14 protein-coding genes are annotated in these 20486 nt (G+C 57.3%); 3 read left to right on the top strand and 11 right to left on the bottom strand.

The window, feature by feature from the left end:
- Nucleotides 1–5: 5 nt before the first annotated feature.
- Genes EDB95_RS10095 through glgB form a run of 3 tightly spaced genes read right to left on the bottom strand, consistent with a single transcriptional unit; the run spans nucleotide 6 to nucleotide 4080 of the window.
- Nucleotides 6–383 (bottom strand): septal ring lytic transglycosylase RlpA family protein, encoded by a 378-nt coding sequence (locus tag EDB95_RS10095; protein ID WP_133993209.1) that lies wholly within the window; start codon nucleotides 381–383, stop codon nucleotides 6–8.
- Between the two features lie 39 nt (nucleotides 384–422).
- Nucleotides 423–2117: a L,D-transpeptidase family protein gene (locus EDB95_RS10090; protein WP_133993207.1), complete on the bottom strand. Its 1695-nt coding sequence runs from the start codon at nucleotides 2115–2117 to the stop codon at nucleotides 423–425.
- A 25-nt stretch (nucleotides 2118–2142) separates the two neighbouring features.
- Nucleotides 2143–4080, bottom strand: a complete 1938-nt coding sequence (gene glgB / locus EDB95_RS10085) for a 1,4-alpha-glucan branching protein GlgB (protein ID WP_133993205.1) — start codon at nucleotides 4078–4080, stop codon at nucleotides 2143–2145.
- A 115-nt stretch (nucleotides 4081–4195) separates the two neighbouring features.
- On the opposite strand from glgB, the gene EDB95_RS10080 reads away from it, so the two are divergent.
- Entirely contained in the window at nucleotides 4196–6985 is a 2790-nt protein-coding gene (locus tag EDB95_RS10080) for a TonB-dependent receptor (RefSeq protein ID WP_133993203.1), read from the top strand.
- A gap of 10 nt (nucleotides 6986–6995) precedes the next feature.
- Nucleotides 6996–7739 carry a GLPGLI family protein gene (locus EDB95_RS10075; RefSeq protein WP_162852540.1) on the top strand — a complete coding sequence of 248 codons (744 nt, stop codon included), beginning with the start codon at nucleotides 6996–6998 and terminating at the stop codon, nucleotides 7737–7739.
- Between the two features lie 52 nt (nucleotides 7740–7791).
- Here the strand turns inward: EDB95_RS10075 and mobA are convergent, their stop codons facing one another.
- Genes mobA through EDB95_RS10045 form a run of 6 tightly spaced genes read right to left on the bottom strand, consistent with a single transcriptional unit; the run spans nucleotide 7792 to nucleotide 16459 of the window.
- Nucleotides 7792–8415, bottom strand: coding sequence for a molybdenum cofactor guanylyltransferase (gene mobA / locus EDB95_RS10070; protein WP_133993199.1), 624 nt, complete (start codon nucleotides 8413–8415; stop codon nucleotides 7792–7794).
- A complete protein-coding gene (locus EDB95_RS10065) occupies nucleotides 8405–8683 on the bottom strand; it encodes a SelT/SelW/SelH family protein (RefSeq protein ID WP_133993197.1) in 279 nt (92 codons plus the stop codon). Before EDB95_RS10065 ends, mobA begins: the two co-directional genes overlap by 11 nt.
- 16 nt (nucleotides 8684–8699) lie before the next feature.
- Nucleotides 8700–10088, bottom strand: coding sequence for a rubredoxin (locus EDB95_RS10060; protein ID WP_133993195.1), 1389 nt, complete (start codon nucleotides 10086–10088; stop codon nucleotides 8700–8702).
- Nucleotides 10085–13642, bottom strand: a complete 3558-nt coding sequence (locus EDB95_RS10055; protein WP_133993192.1) for a nitrate reductase — start codon at nucleotides 13640–13642, stop codon at nucleotides 10085–10087. The genes EDB95_RS10060 and EDB95_RS10055 overlap by 4 nt, the downstream gene beginning before the upstream one ends.
- Nucleotides 13639–14928 (bottom strand): MFS transporter, encoded by a 1290-nt coding sequence (locus EDB95_RS10050; RefSeq protein ID WP_133993190.1) that lies wholly within the window; start codon nucleotides 14926–14928, stop codon nucleotides 13639–13641. The genes EDB95_RS10055 and EDB95_RS10050 overlap by 4 nt, the downstream gene beginning before the upstream one ends.
- A 4-nt stretch (nucleotides 14929–14932) precedes the next feature.
- Nucleotides 14933–16459, bottom strand: a complete 1527-nt coding sequence (locus tag EDB95_RS10045) for an alginate export family protein (RefSeq protein WP_133993188.1) — start codon at nucleotides 16457–16459, stop codon at nucleotides 14933–14935.
- Between the two features lie 247 nt (nucleotides 16460–16706).
- On the opposite strand from EDB95_RS10045, the gene EDB95_RS10040 reads away from it, so the two are divergent.
- Nucleotides 16707–17423, top strand: coding sequence for a Crp/Fnr family transcriptional regulator (locus EDB95_RS10040; protein WP_133993186.1), 717 nt, complete (start codon nucleotides 16707–16709; stop codon nucleotides 17421–17423).
- On the opposite strand, the gene nirD is transcribed toward EDB95_RS10040, so the two are convergent.
- Together nirD and nirB are read right to left on the bottom strand one after the other, a co-directional pair.
- Entirely contained in the window at nucleotides 17396–17755 is a 360-nt protein-coding gene (nirD, locus tag EDB95_RS10035) for a nitrite reductase small subunit NirD (protein WP_133993184.1), read from the bottom strand. The two genes, EDB95_RS10040 and nirD, sit on opposite strands and share 28 nt — an antisense overlap.
- Nucleotides 17756–17797: 42 nt before the next feature.
- Nucleotides 17798–20302 (bottom strand): nitrite reductase large subunit NirB, encoded by a 2505-nt coding sequence (gene nirB, locus EDB95_RS10030; protein WP_133993182.1) that lies wholly within the window; start codon nucleotides 20300–20302, stop codon nucleotides 17798–17800.
- Nucleotides 20303–20486 lie beyond the last annotated feature (184 nt).

The following is a 20486-nucleotide window of genomic DNA, read 5'->3' as shown; positions in this document are numbered from 1 at the left end:
CCGCTTCATGGCGGCGGAATGACCTCGACCCTAACCTTGGTCAGCCCCCGGGCATAGAAGCCGAGTTCTTTGGCCGCCCTGGCGCTGACGTCGATGAGCCTTTTATTTTTCGGATGCATCCGGTCATTGATCCACAGGTTGACCGAACGGTGGTTTCTCAGGTTCGTCACTTTCACCCAGGTCTTCAGCGGCAGTTTGTTGCACGCGGCCGTCAGTTTGTCCGGATCGAATACCTCGTCTGTATGCGTCCGTTTGCCCCGGAAGCGTTCTCCATAAAAGCTCGCGGTTCCTACCAGCACTTTACCGATGAGCCGTTGGCCGGCGGCCTGGCCCATCCACAAAAGCAGGGGACACAGCATGACCCCAAGCAGGCACTTCCTCATGATGATACCATTTTGATTTCCAAAGGATTGGACTATATTCTAGTGTATGGATTCCTTAAAGAAGCCATCCAGGAGACGTTTATCGTCTCCATAAATATCATCATAAAAAACCAAACGTCCGTCTTTTCCGTCGCAAGTAAAATACCGGAGGAAAAGATAGACGTGATTGTTGAAATAGACGGTGTGTTTTTCAGAGCGGGCGATCCACGCCTTTATGGTATCCATGGGGTAACGCACTTTGTCGTTGCGCACCAGGTACCCCGAGAGCGCCTTCCAGTCCTGTACGCGGACACAACCGTGGCTGAGGTCTCTGGAGTTGTTGGCAAAAAGATCCCGTTCGTTGGTATCGTGTAGGTAAACGCTGTATTTGTTGGGAAAATTAAACTTGATCACGCCAAGCGAGTTGTCGTTGCCTTCGAGCTGGCGTATCCTGTAGGGGAAATTGTTTTTGCTGTAGCGCTGCCAGGGCAGTGCGTAAGGATTCAAGACGCTGTCCCGGTCGTTGACGACGACGAGGTTCTGGCTGGTGAGGTAGCCCACGTTGTGCTTGATCTTTGGCAGCATTTCCTTATAGATGATGCTTTCGGGCACGGTCCAGACGGGGTAGGTCACAAAGTTGGACAACCGGGAAGTCAGCACGGGCGTACGCGTGGCGGCGTGTCCCACGATGACCTTTGACTGGAACTGAAGGCTGTCGTTGCGCCATACCTGGAGATAGAAACCGGGGAGGTTTACCCAGACGTATTCTTTGGGCATGGAAGCGGAATCGGGCAACAGCTTGTACCGGTCGAGGTTGAGCGCTGCGATGCGGACGCGTTCATAGTCGCTGAGGTTGAGCGTTTTTACGAGCATGGGCCCGGGTATGCCGTCGGGTTTTAACCCTTTGGCCTTTTGGACAGTCTTGATCACCCGGGACCAGGCGACCGAATCATCGGGTACGCCCGCAGAGTCCGATACCAATCCTTCTTCCTTGAAACGGGTCAAGAGCTGGCGATAAAAGTTGAGGGTGTCCTTATCGGGATAGTCGATGTGCGTATACTGTTGAAACCGCGCGGAGTCCAAAAAGTTGCCCAGGGCCTCCCTGAGGGAACGATACCCCCTCAGGGCAGGCTGGAGGGAGTCGAGGAAGGGGGAAACACCCTGGCCGCCGCCGGTGATGCGGCTTAGAAAACCCAGGTATTGATCGTTTGTAAAGGCGGAATCCTTCCGGAGGGTGGTGGTGTCCCGGGGGATACGGCCAAAAGCCAGGTCGTGGGTCATGCCGACAAACGCATCCGTCAGCAGCAGGTCCTGCAGGGACCAAAGGACGGCGTCCTTGTCGTCAAAGGTATTGCGCTGGAGCCGCTCCCGGATGGAAGCCAGCTGGCGACCGTGATAGTCGCCTGGGAAAAGACCGGCATACATCCCTTTTTCGAGGAACGCATACAGACTGTCGGCCAGAGGTGATAGAGCAGGCGGATGAACCCAGGCCGTGGAAAAGGCGTGTCCTTCATACCATTGTTTCAGGAGGTCCAGGTGTTCGAGCCGGATCGAGTCGTTGACCTTGCCGTCATTGTCTTCTGCATACGACAGGGCTACCCTGATGTTGTCCGCCGTCCTTTCGGACAGCTCCTTCGGTTGTTCAACGATCTCGCGGTGTTTAGGTACTTCCTTGAACTTTCCATGACAGGCCAAAACCAATAGTACGATCAATCCAACAAAGCCTTTCGCACGTCCATTTTGTGATAAAACCATATTGCGCTAAAATATCGATTTTTTCCTATTTGAGGAAAACCGCTCCAAGGGGAGGCAGGTGGAGGGTAAGCTCGGCCAGCCCTTCGTCGTGCGCCAGGGGCTGTACCGGAATGAGGGGGTTGTAGGTATCCCCGGTCCCCCAATAGCCGGCCTGGTCGCTGTTGAATATTTCCGTCCAGTGCGTCTTCCCGTAGGTGATGACCTTCCAGTCCCTGCGGACAACGGGTGTCATGTTCAGCACCACCAGGATGTCGTCCTCCGGGCGGTGTCCTTTCCGGCGATACGCGACCACCGATTCGAGGCGGTGCCCCAGGTCCACCCATTCAAAACCGCCCGTCTGGAACTGGCGTTCGTAGAAGGCGGGTTCCGACCGGTACAAATGCCCCAGCGTCCGCACGCAATCCTGTATGCCCCGGTGCGCGGGATACTGCAGGAGGTGCCAGGGAAGCTCGGAATGGTGGTTCCATTCGGTGGTGGCGCCGAACTCGTCCCCCATAAAAAGCAGTTTGGCACCGGGATGGGAATACATATAGCTGTACATCAACCTCAGGTTCGCGGACTTCTGCCATTCGTCCCCGGGCATTTTATAGAGCATGGGGCTCTTGCCATGGACGACTTCATCATGGCTGAGGGGCAGCATGAAGTTTTCGTCATAGAAGTACATGAGGCTGAACGTAAAAAGATCCTGTTTACCGCTCCGGAGCAGGGGGTCGGTTTTGAAATAGTTCAGGGTGTCGTGCATCCAGCCCATCATCCATTTCATACCAAATCCCAGGCCGCCTTCATACGTCGGCCGCGAGACCTTTGGCCAGTCGGTGGCTTCTTCCGCAATGGTCTGAACGTCGGGAAAGTCCCTGAAGATGGTTTCGTTGAGGTCCTTGATGAAGTGGATGGCCTCCAGGTTGCCGTCGCCTCCATATTCGTTGGGTTCCCATTCCCCTTCTTCCCGGGAATAGTTCAGCTTCAACATGGAGGAAACCGCATCCACGCGCAACCCGTCCACATGGTAGCGCCGGAGCCAGAAGTGTGCGCTGGAGATCAGAAAAGACTTGACCTCTCCCCTCCGGTAGTTGAACACATAGCTGCTCCAGTCGGGGTGATAGCCCTTGCGCATGTCCGCGTATTCATACGTATGCGCACCGTCAAAAAGAAAAAGGCCGTGGGCGTCGTAGGGGAAATGAGAAGGAACCCAGTCGAGGATCACCCCTATGCCTTCCGCGTGAAACGCGTCCACCAGGGCCATAAATTGCTCGGGCGACCCGAAACGGGAGGTGGGCGCAAAATAACCCGTGCCCTGGTAGCCCCAGCTTCCGTCAAAGGGGTGCTCCATGACCGGCATGAATTCCACGTGGGTAAAACCCATGTCCTTCACGTAAGGCACCAGCAATTCGCGGAGCTGGTCATACGTGTTGTACCAGTCTTCGTTGTTTTTGTCCGGGCGCATCCAACTGGCCAGGTGTACCTCGTACACGTTCCAGGCCGCATCCAGGGCGTTATGGGCGGCCCGGGTATTCATCCATGGCGTATCCTTCCATTCATAACGGGGGGCGAACGTGATGGACGCCGTATAGGGCTTCAGTTCACAGTAAGTGGCAAAGGGATCGCCCTTGTCCAGGTGCACGCCCTGAAAACCGTGTATGTGGTATTTGTAGCGTACGCCCTTGGGAAAGCCCGGGATAAAACCCTCCCAGATGCCGGACCGGTCTTCCCGGACGAGGAGCGGATGGGTTTCGTTGTTCCATTCGTTGAAGTCGCTGATGACCGATACGAATGTCGCGTTCGGAGCCCAAACCGCGAAGTAATATCCTTCCTTATCCAGCACCTGCAGTGCGTGGGCGCCAAAGTGCTCGTAGAGGCGGTAATGCGTACCGTTCTGAAAGTTCCGTATGTCTTCGTCGGTGAAAAGGGAGTAGTTCCAAACCTGTCTAGTACTGTCGACGAAGTAGCGTTCCTCGTATTGCATATACGGCACTTTAACATAAAATTAGGCCATTGGAGCAGGAATAGATTTCATGGCTTCAAAAACTTTTGCTTTTTTTATATCACTAATCTTTTAGTGCTTCCCCTAAACGCCCATTATGAGAAGAACCCTTGCGCTCCTCCTGATCCTTTTTACCCTTTTGGGCGTCAAAACCCGTGCCCAGACCGCCCAGGTCACGGGATCGGTCAAAGACACCATCAACCAGTCCATCCCGGCCAATACGGTCATTCTCCTGCTGCGGCCGGTGGACACCAACATGGTCGCCTTTACCCGCGCGGACGCCAAAGGCGCCTTCCATTTTTCGGGTTTGCCCGCGGGCGACTACCTGATCTGGATTTCCCATCCTGCTTTTGCCCCCTACCGCGACTCTATACACCTGGTTCCGGGCCCCAACGACCTCGGCGGGATTTTTCTTACCCTCCGCAGCCAGATCCTGAAGGAAGTCATCATCAAAGGGGTCAACCCGATCCGGATGAAGGGCGACACCGTAGAGTTCACGGCCGACAGCTTTGCGGTACGCCCGGGGGCGACCGCCGAGGACCTGCTCAAACGCCTGCCCGGCATACAGGTGGACAAGAACGGGAAGATCACCGCCCAGGGTCAAACCGTCCAAAAGGTCCTCGTGGACGGGGAAGAGTTTTTTGGGGACGACCCCACGATCGCCACCCGCAACATCGCCGCCAGCGCCGTGGACAAGGTCCAGGTCTTTGACAAAAAAAGCGACCAGGCCGCGTTTACCGGGATCGACGACGGACAGACGACGAAGACCATCAACCTCAAACTGAAAAACGGCAAGAAGAACGGCTACTTCGGAAAGATCAGCGGGGGGCTGGGTACCGACGGGTATTATGAAAACACCGCTGCCGCCAACTTTTTCAAAAACAAGCGAAAGCTGTCCTTCTTTGGCGTGGCGGCCAATACCGGGAAAACCGGGTTGAACATGACGGACAACACCAATTACAGCAGCAGCGGCATCAGCACGGTCAATGACGGGGGTGACATGATGTTTTTCTTTAGCGGGTCCAACGACGACTTCACCAACTGGAACGGCTCGTACAGCGGACAGGGGGTCCCCATCGCCTGGAACGCCGGGGCCCATTACAACAACAAATTCGACGACGACAAAATCTCGTTGGGTGGAGATTATATCTTCAACCAGGTACAGGTCGGTGTCAACAACAATACGGTCAGCCTGCTCACCCTCCCCGACTCTACCACCAACAAAACCACCTCCAACACCTTTAGCCGTTACTTCGACCGGCAACACTCCCTGAGCGCGCGGTACGACGTCCAGCTCGACTCCCTCAACGAGATTAAAGTCACCGCCCAGGGGAAAATGCGGCACAAGACGACCTTTGAACAAGACACCAGTTTCGCGGTCAACCAGGACAGCGCGCTGATCAACAATGCAGGCACCCACAAAAACATCATCGGCGACAACAATACGTTCAACAGCACCCTGCTCTGGCAACACAAGACCCACAAAAAAGGGCGCACCCTTTCCTTCAGCGCCCAGGAAAATTATACCGAGATCAACAGCACCGGCAACCAATATTCGCTTGTGAACAGCTACGAAGGCGGCCCGCTGCAAAGCGTGGATACCACCGATCAGTACAAGACCAGCTATAGCCGGGACCTGACCCTTCTCACCAAGCTCACCTATACCGAACCCCTGTTCAACAACACCTACCTCAGCCTCGACTATGGGGTGAACCTGCTGAGCGCCACCTCCGACGTCAATGCCTACAACAAGAATGCGGGCGGTAAATATTCACTGCTGGACTCTGCGTACAGTAACTTTTACAACCTGAACATCCTGACCAACGCCGGCGGCGCCTTTTTCCGGAAGTCGACAAAGAAGTACAATTATGCGCTGGGGTCCGACGTGGGGTACACCAGCTATAAACAGGACAATATCTACCAGGACCTGGTGCGCAACCGGGACTTTATCAACTGGTACCCTAAAGCCAACTTCAGCTACCGGTCCGGCGGGTCCACCTACTTTGGCATCAACTACAACGGCAACACGACCCAACCCAGCCTCGACCAGCTCCAGCCGGTGGCCAACAACAACAACCCGTTGAACATCGTGGAAGGGAACCCCAACCTGAAACCTTCCTTTACCAACCGGGTCAACATGAACTACAACAAGTATAACGTCCTGGCCGACCGGGGTATGTTCTTCTGGGGCGGTTATACCTTCACCAGCAACGCCTTTAGCAACAAGGATTCCGTGGACAAGTCGGGCAAAACCTATTCCCAGACCGTCAACGTAAACAATTCCCAAAACGGGAACCTTGGCGGGGGCTATAATTTCAGGTGGAAAAAGCCCGATCTGCATTTTTTCTTCGGCCCGAATATCGGGTACAACAAATACACCAACTACGTCAACGGCCTCCTCAACAACACCCAAAGCGGCAACTACGGTCTTGCCCTCGGCACGAACAAGCGCAAGGAAAAGGTCTACGAATTTGACGTCCGCTTCAATGCCACCTACAACACCAGCAAGTCTTCGATCCAGTCCTCCAGCAACATCAACTATTGGACCTACGAGTTCAACGGCGACGCTTCCAAGGACCTCCCCTGGAAATTCCTATTGGCCACCGACTGGGACATGAACTTCTACCAGAAGACCACGGTCTTTACCAACAAAAACATCGCCCTGGTCAACGTCTCGCTGCAAAAAAGCTTTTTCAAGAACAACGACCTCGTGCTCAAGGCAACGGTCAACGACCTGTTTAACCAAAACACCGGGTTTACCCGCAGCGTCACCACCAACCTTGCCACCCAATCCGTGTACACCGCCATCCACCGGTACATGATGTTTAGCGTGACCTGGAACTTTGCCAAAAATGGAAAACCAAAAGACAACCCCTGGGGGGAATAAAAAACTTTTAATGATGCGCCACTTTCTGACCATAGCCTTGCTCGTTTTCTCCCTGCCCGTTTTTGCCCAGGACAGCAGCGGCACCGTCCGTTTTATCCAGGCCGGAACGATCGAATACGAGCGGAAGGAAAACCTCCGCAACGAGTTTACCGGGGATGGCGACTTCGCCGACGAAATCCGCAAGAACATGCCGGAGAACAAGATCACCTGGTTCAACCTTTATTTCTCCGGCAACCATTCGCTGTTCGAACCAGGCCGGGAAAACCCCGACAACGTCCGTATGTGGGATGCCCCGGGGTCTACCAACATCGTCTACGCCGACCGCGACACGCGCCGGCAGGTCAGCCAGAAACAAATGTGGGGCTCCACCCTCCTGCTTTCCGACTCCCTCCGCACCCTCCACTGGAGGATCACCGCGGACACCCGCGTCATCGCCGGTTTTGAATGCCACCGCGCCACCACCGTTATCATGGACAGCGTATTTGTTGTCGTATTCTACACCGACGAAATCCTCTCCCCTGCCGGGCCCGAGTCCTTCGGCGACCTCCCCGGCATGATCCTCGGCATGGTCATCCCCAAGCTCCACACCAGTTGGTACGCCACCAAGGTTGTCCTGGGCGAACCCAAACAGCCGATGCAGCCGCCAAAGAAGGGGCAAAAGATGGGCTACACGGAGATGCTGTCCACCCTTCGGGACTCTTTTAAGGATTGGGGGGATTGGGCGAAGCCGATGGTGATGCGGATTATGCTGTAAGCTTTTGCGCGCGCCGCCCGCGTCGGGACACACCCGCCGCCGGGTGCCCGCCTCACGGCGTGTTCCGGTTGATAAACGCCTCGGGCCGTGTCACCGGCAGGAAGTGCGTGCGGCCTCCGCGCAGCAATAACTGCAGGCTTTCCACGGGCTTTATCGCCCGCGCCCGGTATATCCCCGGGAAGGGTTCCGCAAAACCATCGGTTTGGTACACGAAAAAGTCTTCGTCCGGTATGTTCTTGTATGCTTTCAGCAGTTCGTCTAAGATTGCCTCGTCTATTGCTGTCATATCGCAAGCCAACAGCAGGAGGTCCGTGCCCGGGCAGGCGTGGTAAGCGCTTAGCAGCCCGCCCAGCGGGCCCGGCGCTTCGCCGTCATCCAGTACCAGGCGGTCGCCGAAAAGCTTCTCGTAAGTGTCCACCTGCGCGGAGCGGACGGAGATGAGCCAGGGGAGGCCCTGGCGTTCTATGAGCGCGACGGCGCGGCCGGCCCAGGTGAGCGGCGGCGCGGCGGCAGTGGGCGGCGTGTCCGCGGCGGTGGGCCTCGCGGGCGCCGCCGGCGGCGCGCCTGGCGCGGGGGCCGCGGCGCCGGGCGGCGCCCAGGGCAGCAATCCCTTATCGGCGCCCATGCGCCGGCTCTCCCCTCCGCAAAGGACGATGCCCGTCAGCTCAGTGCTCATCGACGTGCCCCAGGGACATGCCCGGGTGGACACGGTCCCGGACCATCCGTTTGAGTTCCTTGATCTCCGGGAAGTGCCCGTGCTCCTTGCGGTCGTACATTACCTGCCCGTCGATAAAGATCGTGTACTGTCCCCCGGTTTCGCTGGGCCGGAGCAAAACGCCATCCAGGTCGTCATTAAAGGTCGTCAACAGCTCCTGGGCCATGTAGGCGGCCCGGAGCAACCACCCGCAGCGCGGGCAGTAAACGATGGTAATGGTCGGTTTCATGGATACAAAGTACGCATTATCCAACAGGCATGGGCTTGGGGACCCGGACAAAATCCGTCGCGTCCGCTTCGCAAACGGGGCATGTCCCCTCCGGTTCGGTGATGGTCAGGCAGTGTTTGCACTGGTACACCATTTCGACCTCCACCGTGTCGACGCGACGCTCGCCGTAGACATGATGGGCAATATCTCCCTCCCCACTCCTGAGCTCATAATAGTATTTGCACAGCGAGACCAGGTAGGGCGTCAGGTGTTCCTTTTCGATTTCTTTCCGGAAGAGGACGTACTCCCTTTCGTGGGGGTTGAAGTCGCGGGCATAGAGGATGTCGTAGCGGTCCAGCGCCTTCCGCTGGTTGGCGCTGGTATTGGGTCTTTTGCGGACCAGGATGGAGGCAAAAGGAGCGCTCCCCTGCTGGACCTGTACGGCAAAACAAAGCCCCCAGGTCCGCACGTCTTCCTTATCGAACTGGCGGACCAGGAAATTTTTGAGGGTCAGCCCTTCCTCGGAAAGGTCCTCGGACTGCCAGCAAAGCTCGTTAAGGGCGTGCCGGACATTGATGAGGTAGCGCCCCAGCAGGATGTCCCAGCCCTTCCGGTCGCGGGGGGCGATGCCTTTTATGACGAGGGACTTCCAGGGGGTGACAAAAAACTGGGCGACCTTGGTACCTAAGGCAAGCTGACAGGCGTCCCGGAGGAACGAAAGCGGAAAGCGTTCGTCCCGGCGGTACACGCCCAGCCATAGCCCCTGGGCATACCGGTTGAAGCCTTCGTAATACGGCAGCGCGAATTCGGGCACCGCCAGGGGATCGGGCGCCGGTTGGGGGAGCCATTGCTCGGATTCCATGATGGTGGCGTAGCGCGCTTCCAGGTCGGCGCTGCCCGGCAATGCCTCTTCGAGCACCTTGCACAACCGCGCGATATTCCCCGAATACACGAGGGACGGCCACTCCCACACGCGCTCGGTGCCGGGGTAGCGCACCAGCAGGTGCCAGTAGTTGCCCACCGTGGACGCCACGAAATTGAGGTGGCCGGTATGGATGGGGACGAGGTTTTGGCCGGGGTCGCAGATATTGACCTTCACCCGGGGCGGAGCATCGAAGGCGTCAAGGATGTCCTTGTAGACGCTCTCGCGGGTCCAGCCGGCGCTGTGGAGGATGTTTTCCGACACATAGGAGCTCATGATGTTGGGGTACTCGTCGGCGTCGACCTCGAAAAAAGCGCCGGCTTCGGTGAGGCTGCGCGTCAAAGAATCCAGGCGTTCGGGCCGGACCTCCAGGAAGAGCTGTTGACGGCTCCCGAAACGGGCTTCGCCACCCGCCCCCGCGGCCTCCGCGATCGCCAGCAGAAGCCCCGCGGGCACCACGCCTCCGGGGAGGTTCACCTTGACGATATGTTGCCTGCGGATCATAACGGAACGGCCAGGCTTTCCAGGATGCGTTGTATTTCCGGTTTACAGGAACCGCAACCGGTGCCGGCCCCGGTGGCGATACCGATGTCCTTTACGGTGCAGGAGCCTTTTTCGGCCGCGGCCCGGATGTTTCCGGCGCCGACGCCCTGACAACTGCACACAAGCTTGCCAAGGACGGGTTCGGCTTTTTTGCCGCTCCTCAGGAGCTGGAGGCGTTTTTCGCTCAACTCCAGTTCGCCCGCGATCATCTCGCGGAACTCCTGTAGTTCCTGTTTGTCGCCGATCAGGATGGCGCCCACGAGGCGGTCCTGGTGGACGATACATTTTTTATAGTAGCGTTTGGCCTTGTCGATAAAGACAATTTCCTCGTACGCGGGATCGTCCGGACAGGTTGTCAACCCAAGGCTGCAAAGGTCGAAACCCTGGATCTTGAGGATGTTCATCGCGAGCGTCCCGTTATAGGCGGCGGCGACGTCCCCTTCGAGCCAGCGCGCCAGGATGCCGGCCTGTTCTTCTGCGGCGGCGGCGATGCCAAACATCATCCCCTTGCACTCGGCGATCTCCCCGATGGCGAAGATGGAGGGGTCGGCCGTCTGCATGCGTTCGTTGACGACGACGCCGCGCTGGCAGGGGAGCCCGCACTCGCGCGCCAGCTCGATGTTGGGGGTCGTGCCGATCCCGAACATAACGGCGTCACAGTCGAGATAGCGGCCGCTTTTGAGCCGGATGCCGGTGACCGCCTTGTCCCCGTAGAACAGCTGGACCTCGTCGTTGTAAAAGGTGTCGCACCCCATGTCGGTGATCTGCCCGTGGAGGAGCTGGCTGGCCAGCGGATCAAGCTGGCGCTCCATAAAACGGGCGGAGCGGTGGACGATGGTGACGTGCACCCCCATTTCCCTCAGGGACGCGGCCATTTCGAGACCGATCAGCCCGCCGCCCGCAATCACCGCCCTGGCCCCGGGGAAAAGCATACTCCGGAAGCGGTCCCCGTCTTCCCGGGTCCGCAGGGTAAATAAACCCTCCAGGGAGGGCACCTGTTTTGGCCAGGTGGCGCGGCTCCCGGTGGCTAAGAGGAGGATGTCATAAGGAGTCCTTTCACCACGGGAATCGACCACGTATTTGCCCGCCCGGTCGATGGCCGTGACCGCCACCCCCCGGTGGAGGGTAAAGTGTTGTTCGTCTCCCTCCCGGAGGTTTTGCATGCTTTCCCAGTCGTGCTCTCCACTTACATAGCCGGGAAGAAGGATGCGGTTATAAAAAGGATTGATCTCCTTGCTAAAGACCGTGATCTCGTCGTGGGGGTACCGCTCCCGGTGGGCGCGAATAAAGGCAAAGGCTCCGGTCCCCGCCCCCACGATCACGATCCGCTGGAAGGGTTTGACATACTTCTCCGCGGCGACCGCGCAATATTTGAAATCGGGCTCACCGCTCAGGGGATCGACCACGTTTTTGGTCACATTGTTGGCCCGGTTCAGGTCGCTTTGAAGGATCTTACCCCAGTGCATGGGTAGGAAAAGTACACCCCTCCGGATCGAGTCTGTTACGCGTGCCCTGACCACGACTTCGCCCCGGCGGGACGACACGCAGATCAGGTCGTCTTCCGCAACGCCCAGCCGCCGGGCGTCGTCGGGATGCATCTCGACAAAGGAGCGCGGAATATGCTGGTTCAGCTTGCGGACCTTACCCGTCTTGCTCATCGTATGCCACTGGTCGCGGATCCGGCCGGTGGTCAGAATAAAAGGATAGTCGCCGTCGGTGGTCTCGCCCCGCGCGTCGTCGGGGAGGTCGTGAAAGCGGGCGCGACCGCTCGGGGTGTAGAAGTGGCGGTCGGTGAAGAGCCGGGGAGTGCCCGCGGGGCCGAAGGCCGCGCCGCGGGGCGTCAGGGCGGCCGTCGAAGGGCCCCCCGGGCCTGCCGGCGACGCCGCCGAGGCGCCGGCGGCAGGCAGCGGCCACTGCACCGTGCCGCCGGATCCGAGCAACGCGTAGTTCACCCCGCTCACATCAATGTTCGTCCCTTTCGTCAACCCCGCGTGCTCATCATATATTTCCGAAGGACTTTTGTAAGAAAACCCCGGAAACCCCATCGCCGTCGCCAGCCGGCAGATGATTTCCCAATCGGCCAGGGCCTCGCCGGGCGCATCGGTAACCTTGTGCAAACGGCTGATGCGGCGTTCGCTGTTGGTCATGGTCCCCTCTTTTTCCGCCCAGGCGGCGGCGGGCAGCACCACATCCGCATAAGCCAGCGTCTCGGGTTTGCGGCTGACCTCCTGGACGACAACAAAGCGGGCTTTGGACAAACCACGTTCCGCGGCACGCACATCGGGCAGGCTGACGAGCGGGTTGGTGCCGATGATCCAGACGGCTTTCAACCGGCCGCTTTCCAAGGCGGCGAACATCTCGGGCGCCGTCAGACCGGGCGTTGCCGATATGGGTCCGCTCCCCCAATAGGTTTGCACCTCCAAGCGGTGGGCAGGGTTTTTCAAGTCGCGGTGTGCCGCCAACAAAGTCGCCAGCCCGCCGACCTCACGGCCGCCCATGGCGTTGGGTTGGCCGGTTAGGGAAAAGGGACCGGACCCCGGTTTGCCGATGTGCCCCGTGATCAGGTTGAGGCTGATCAGGCTGAGGTTTTTGTGGACCCCGGCCACGCTTTGGTTCAACCCCATCGTCCACATCGTGATAAAACCCTTGGAAGCCGCGATCGAGCGGGCGGTGCGCCGGATGTCTTCCACGGACACGCCGCAGATCGCGGCCGCCTCGGCTACGGTCCGTTGGAAAACGCGGGCCCGGTAGGTCTCGAATCCCTCGGTATGGTCGTGGATAAAATCGATGTCGATGTCGCCGTTTTCGATCAACACCCGGGCGATGGCGTTGTTGAGGGCGATGTCGGTCCCCGGCCGGAGCTGGAGGTGTATGTCCGCCGTGGTGGCCGTGTCCGTCCGCCGGGGATCGGCCACGATCAGGACCAGGTCGGGGTTGGCGGCTTTTGCGGCCTCCACCCTCCTCCAAAGGATGGGATGACACCAGGCGGGGTTGGCGCCATCCACATAAATACAATCCGCGGTGTCGACGTCCTCATAACAGCCTGGTACGGAATCCTCCCCCAGGGCCATTTTATAGGCCACGACGGCGCTGCTCATGCAAAGACGGGAGTTGGTATCGATGTTGTTGCTTCCGATAAACCCCTTCATCAGCTTGTTGAGCGTATAATATTCTTCCGTCAAACACTGCCCGGACGCGTAAATGGCTACGCTGTCCGGGCCGTATTTGTCGATAAACGTGCGAAACACTGCCGCAGTCCTTTCCAACGCCGCATCCCAGCTTACCCTCTGCATGGGGGACTGCTTGTTGTAGCGCATCTGCGGGTACAACAGACGGTCCGAACGGTCGTTGACCGTATGGTGCAGGTTCATTCCCTTGCTGCACAACTGTCCCCGGTTCACCGGGTGATCCGGATCCCCTTCCGCTGTGAGTGCGCCCTGCTTGTCCTTCCGCACGATGACCCCGCAGCCCACACCACAATAGCAGCACGTCGTTTTATATACGTCAGTTGTCATATAAATACTTCCTCCTCCGCGAATACCAGCGACGGAGAAGGGGTACGCTTCGCTTTTACGGCAAAGCGCGTCAACGCGACGATGGCACTCACCGCGAGGATGGTCAACCCGATCCACCGGAAGGCCTGCGCATACGTGAGCGAAGACGATTTAAACAAAAAGCCGAACAATACACCCCCGAGGTTACCCCCGGCACCGACGATCCCGCTGACCAGCCCGACGTTCTTGGTATTGACGAAGGGGACGATGCCAAAGGTGCCCCCGTTGGCCATTTTCAGGAAAAGGGCAAAAAACAGCATCAACCCGATGGCCATGGCCAGCGAACCTGCCATCGAGAACAGGATGAGACCGGTCCCTTCCAGGAGGAGCGCTCCGGCCAGGAAATATCCTTTGCCTTTCATTCCCCACCGTTTGCCCGCCTTGTCAGAAAAGATGCCGCCGAGTGCCCGGGCAAAAAGGTTCATAAACCCAAAGACACCCGCCCAAAAACCGGCCGCGGCCTGGGTGAGGTGAAAGGTATCCACGAAGTGCAGCGAGGCCACGTTGTCAAACGTGAGCTCCATGCCGAAACACATCGCATAGGCAAGCATCAGCACCCAGATGCGGGGATCCGCGAGGACCGTCCAATCGGTAGGCGGCTTCTGGAGGCGCTCAGAAAAATTGCCCTCAGGCGTATCGGTCGTATACTTATAATACAAGAATGCAATCCCGAGCATCATTACCCCCGGCAGGATCATGGCGTACCGCCACGCCGCGTGGGGCGTAAAACCCATGCCGACGATGGCGGAAAACACCAGCGGCATCACCATATTGGTGACCCCCCCGCCGAGGTTCCCCCATCCTCCGGTGACCGCATTGGCCGTGCCTTTGATGGCGGGCGCAAACATCATCGAGGTATGAAACTGGGTGATGACGAAAGACGCGCCGATGACGCCGATGCAAAGACGGAAAAGCAGGAACGATGTATAATCATGAGCGAGCCCTACAAGGAACACCGGTACCGATCCGGCAAGCAGAAGACGTACCGCCGTCTTGCGCGGCCCCCAGGTATCGCACAGCTTGCCGACAACCAGACGCGCCAGGACGGTCGCTGCCACCGAAGCGATGATGATGTTCCCGACCTGCGCCTTGGTCAGCCCCAGGTCGACGCGGATGGTCGGCATCAGGGGTGCCAGGCCGAACCATCCAAAAAAGCAGACAAAGAACATCAGCCAGGTGATGTGAAAGGTCCGCATCTGGACGCCCTTGAGGGAGAATATGTTTAAACGATCGAGCGGTTTGTTCATCTTCTTATTTTTTAAAGAGGTCCGGGGTGATGTTGACCTGGAGGTAGCTCCAGTAGGCATTCAGCCGGGCAGTCCCCGGGGTGATGGCCTTGGCATACGCCATGCTGGGCGTCGCCGCCATGGTACAAAGCCCCAACGTAATGTTGACCGAAGGTGCGAGGTTATAGGAGGTGATCCAGTCGAGCTCGCTCCCCAGGTATTTGTCCACAGACTTTCCTTTCGTATCCTTTTGGCTGCCGGCCAGGGAGAAATACCGATAGTCCAACCCCGTCGTCAGCCTCGTGGCCGTATATTTTATTTTAAAGTAGGCATCGCTCAACCCACCCGTAGGCGAGCCCGTGCCTGCATAGAAATAATCCATAGCGCCATGGACGCCGTGCGGCGATCCATACAGCGGGTCGAAACGGTGATTGTCCGTGGACGTCGAGTACGCGTTGTTCCCTGACAGCACGTCCCAACCCGCGGTAAAGGAGAAGGCCGTCGGTTTGTAGGTCAGCGACAACGTCGTCATATACGCTTGCATGGTCAAACCGTCCCGGTCTTTCCCGCCCTGGTAATACGCGCCCGCGATCAACTGCCAGGCGGACCCAAACGGGGCTGTGAGGTATAACCCGGTCGTATAACGGGCATTGACGCCTGCGTGGTTAAAATGTTTTCCGTAAACATAGCCCGTGTCTGTTCCTACGATATTGCGGACGGAGTCGTTGCTGTACTTCCCGAACTGGTCGGCCACCAAAAGGTAGCTCAACCGTGCTTCCCCGATGGGGTGGGCGACATACAGAAATTGCAGCGCCTTATAATCCTGGTACTGACCGTTGGTGGACGGAGAGGCCACCTCCGCCGGGCTACCCGTGGGAGAACTCAACCCCGCCGCATTGACCAGGGGGATAAACCCCGCGGGCGTCGTCGTCAGGTTTCCTTTGCTGTCCTTTACATACGGTAATACGTTGGCGGGTGTATAGTAGGTCCCGTTATAGTTCCAGGCATCCGAATTCTGGTTGAAGGCGCCGCCCAGGTCCACCTGCCAGGCACCTGGTTTCCAGCGAAGTACCGCAGCGTCATGGTGCCGGGCCTGTTGCAACCAGTCGAGGTTTCCCAGCAGCCGTCCGTCGTCATAGACCAGTTCCTGCCGGCCGATCCGGATACCTAAGTAATTGGTAAAAGATTTTTTAAAGGCGGAGTCCTTCCGGTTGGATAAGACCAGCTCGGCCCAGGCCTCGTAAACCTGAAATTTGGTGCCATCGGCATTGTCGATGCTGGAGGCGTCTTGTCCCCACACCCTGACGTCCTGGACGGAGGTGTGAAAACGGAGATGAGTAGATTGATAATCAAGCGATAACCGTGCCCTTTGGGAGATAAAGATGGAAGGCGTGGAGGTAAGCGGGAGAAGCGTGCCGGTACCGTCCCTGTATTCTGCCCGGTCCCTGAGCTGACCGCTGATCAAAAGCTGCGCCTGTGCGCGTGTAGTCAGAGCCCCGGAGAAGAACAAAATGACGTACCAACCCGTTTTTTCAAACAGTTTTCGATACATTTGAATGGTTTTAAGTTGTTCAAGCGATTTGAAACGTCACCCCGTCATGGACTGCGACTCCTGGCGGGGTTCTTTGTTTTGTGCGTTAGTTTTTGTCAGTCTTGGTGGGTTACTTCATATTAATTTATTTACACATTTAATGAAATTATAGCAAGCAACCGCTAAAAACGACCTATAAACCTATCGTATGTTATAAAAATACGAGAAACCATTCAATATTTTACCTATTTTTCCAATAAATATTTAAATGAAGAAAAATAAACATACGTGTGACCTGAGTAGCTGCTTTCTGTGCAAAAACTGTCTGCCGGAATGGAGTCCTGCCATCGCCGCCCATCGGAAAAACTTCGAATTCCGGAAAGGCGAAACGATTTTTCGCGAGGGGGATCCTGTGACCGGTATCTATTTTGTCAACAGCGGGGTGGTGAAAGTGCATAAGAAGTGGGACCAGGACAAGGAGCTGATCATTCGCTTTGCCGCCGCGGGAGATGTGTTTGGGCACCGCGGCCTTGGTAAGGATTCCGTATACCCTATCTCGGCCACCGCCCTGGCGCCCGTGGTCGTTTGTTATATCGACCTGGATTTCCTGAACGCCAGCCTGCGCACCAACTATCCGTTTATCTACCGGCTGCTCCAGTTTTTTGCCGAGGAGCTCCAGGAGTCGGAGAAACGGATGCGCAACCTGGCGCACATGCAGGTCAAGGGCCGCGTGGCCCAGGCCCTCCTGGCCTTGAGGGATAAATTCGGAACGACGCCCGACCGGGCCATCGGTTTTACCCTGAGCCGGCAGGACCTCGCGTCCTTTACCGGCACTACCTACGAAACTGTGTTTCGGATCATGAATGAACTTGTCAAAGACCGTATCGTCGCCGTCACCGGGAAGGACATCCGTATCCTGGACCCCGTCCGGCTGGGGCTGCTGACCAAAGAAGAACCTTATTCCTCCCCGTCTATTCCTATATAAATCTTATCGTCTTCTACCCTGACCGGATAGGTGCGGATGCTGTAGGGTTCCCCATCCAGGCATTCCCCGTTCACCAGGGAAAACGTCTTTTTGTGAAAGGGACAGGCCACCTTCGGTTCACAGTCGTGCCCCGAACTCCCGATCATCCCCCTGGACAACACCATTTGTTGTTTGTGAGGACACATGTTATCCGTGGCATACCATTCCCCCCGGCGCGTAAAATTGAAAATCGCAATCTGGGTATCTTCCAGTTTGACACAGGCGCCCCCATTTTGGGGTACGTCTTCCGTACGGCAGGCGTACAACCAACGCGTCGCTGACAGTATTTCCATAACGTATCTTTTAAATGACCATTCCTTTGTGTGAACCGCGGGCTACCACTCTTTGGCCCGGACCTGCTCCCGCAAGGGCACCAGGGCCACCGTGGGATCTTTTTCTCCAGGGGCATTGACAAAGTGGGTAAACCGCTTGCGCATATTGACGTCCTCGATAGCAGCCTTCCATTCGCACTGGTAGGTCGCGACGTGCCGCGCCATGGCCTCTTCGAGCTCCGCCCCTATACCAAGGCTGTCGTTCACGACGACATTGCGCAGGTAGGCCATCCCGCCGTCCATCTTGGAGAGCCAGGTCGACGTACGCGTGAGCGGGTCGGCCGTGCGGATATAAAACATCAGGAAACGGTCCAGGTAACGCACACAGGTCTCCTTGTCGACATCCGCCGCGAGGAGCTGCGCGTGGGCGGGTTTCGAGCCACCGTTCCCGCAGACATACAGGTTCCAGCCTTTTTCGGTGGCGATGATGCCAAAGTCCTTGCCCCTGGCCTCGGCACACTCGCGGATACAACCCGACACGCCCCCTTTGAGCTTGTGCGGCGCCCTCAACCCTTTATAGCGGTTTTCGATCTCGATCGCAAAGCTTACACTGTCGTGCAGGCCAAACCGGCACCAGGTACTGCCCACACAGCTTTTGACCGTCCGCAGGGCTTTGCCGTAAGCGTGCCCGCTTTCAAAACCGGCTTCGATGAGCTCGCTCCAGATCTCGGGCAGGTCATCCAGGTGCGCGCCAAAAAGGTCGATGCGCTGGCCGCCCGTGATCTTGGTGTATAATCCATACTTCTGGGCCACCTGCCCGATGGCGATCAGCTTTTCCGGGGTGATCTCCCCCCCAGGTATACGGGGCACCACCGAATAAGTCCCGCCCTTTTGTATGTTGGCCAGAAAGCGGTCGTTGCTGTCCTGTATGGTGTCCTCTTTCAGGATAAGGTCGTTCCAAAGACTGGCCAGGATCGAGGCCACCGCCGGTTTACACACCTCACACCCGTCCCCTCGCCCAAACTGATCCAGGACCTCGTCGTAGGTCTTGACCTCGTTCAGCCGGACCAGATCCAGGAGTTCCTGGCGGGAATAGTCAAAGTGTTCGCAAAGCGTTGTTTTTACATACATCCCCTCGGCCTTCATGGTGCCGGTCAGCAGATCCTTGACCATGGGCACGCACCCTCCGCAGCCGGTGCCCGCCTTGGTGCACTTCTTCATCGCGTCGATCGTCGTGACTCCCTTTTCGCGTACGGCACCGCATATACTGGACTTGGTCACCCCTTCGCAGGAACAAATAATCGCATCGTCGGGCAGGTCCATGATGTTCATACCTTCCCCGCCGGCGCCGCCCCGGGCGCCGAGAATGAGGTCTTCGGGATTGGGCGGCAGGGCGATCTTGTTGACCGTCGTTTGCAATAGTATATTATAGGCCTCCGCATCGCCCACCAGGATACCCCCTAACAACTGCTTGCCGTCCTTTGTGATGTTGATGCGTTTGTACACACCGGTGTATGTATCCTCGTACGTCAGCGCCTTTACATTCGGACCTTCGGCAAAGGGGTCGCCAAAGCTGGCCACGTCTACGCCGATGAGCTTGAGCTTGGTACTCATGTCGAAGGTGCTAAACCGTTTGGGGCTGCCACACAACCGGGAAGCCACCACATCCGCCATCTCGTAGCCCGGCGCCACAAGACCGTAGATCATGTCATTGTGCAAAACGCATTCGCCGATGGCATAGATATACTGGTCACTCGTCTTCATCCGGTCGTCCACCAGGATCCCTCCTCTGGGTCCGATCATCAAACCCGCATGACGGGCGAGCTCGTCCCTGGGCCGGATCCCCGCGGAGATCACCAACATGTCCACATCCAGGGCAGTGCCGTCAGCATAAGAAAGCCCCTCAATCCTGTGCTCCCCTTTGATCCCTGCCGTCTGTTTGTTCAGATGGACCTTCAGCCCCAAAGCCTCCAGCCGGTGTTGCAACCGGGCACTTCCCCCCGCGTCGATCTGCCGCGGCATCAACCGGGGCGCAAACTCGACAACATGGGTTTCTTCCATCCCCAGGTCCAGGAGCGCCTTGGCCGCCTCCAGCCCCAACAGCCCACCGCCCAGCACGGCTCCCTTGGTCGCCTTCCGGGCGTAGGCCTTGATCATATCCAGGTCCTCCAGGGTGCGGTAGACAAAAACACCTTCCTTATCCACCCCCGGAATATTCGGCACAAAAGCAGAAGATCCGGTGGCCAGCACCAGGTAATCGTATTTTTGTGTAAGACCCTTGAACGAATGCAGTATTTTTTTCTCCCTGTCGATGGTAACGATGGGATCCCCCGTATAGAGTGTCACCCCGTTTTCGGCATACCAGCCCGGAGGAGCCATGTACAGGTCGTCGGCCGTTTTGCCGTCGAAATAAGCGCTCAGGTGAACCCGGTCATAGGCCACCCTGGTCTCTTCCCCAAAAACAACCAACTGAAAGGGGGCCGAACGGGAAACCATCTTTTCACAGAATTTGTAACCGACCATCCCGTTTCCAATCACAGCCACGATAGGCAAAGCGGACGCTGCCATGGACATAAGTTTAAGTTAATCAAGCGATTTTACCGGGATAAACGCAAATATGATGGCTGCGACCCGATCATATTTGCTTTTTAATAATCTTTATCCCTTATGTAATATTACGCCATTATCTTGAAATAAATCATAGTTATGCCCATATTTTTACATCAAGTTTGTCAAAAACATTATATATAAC

The sequence above is a fragment of the Dinghuibacter silviterrae genome (assembly GCF_004366355.1).
GTDB lineage: Bacteria > Bacteroidota > Bacteroidia > Chitinophagales > Chitinophagaceae > Dinghuibacter > Dinghuibacter silviterrae.
Note: the sequence above shows the minus strand (reverse complement) of the source record. Positions and strands in the feature narration are given on the sequence as shown.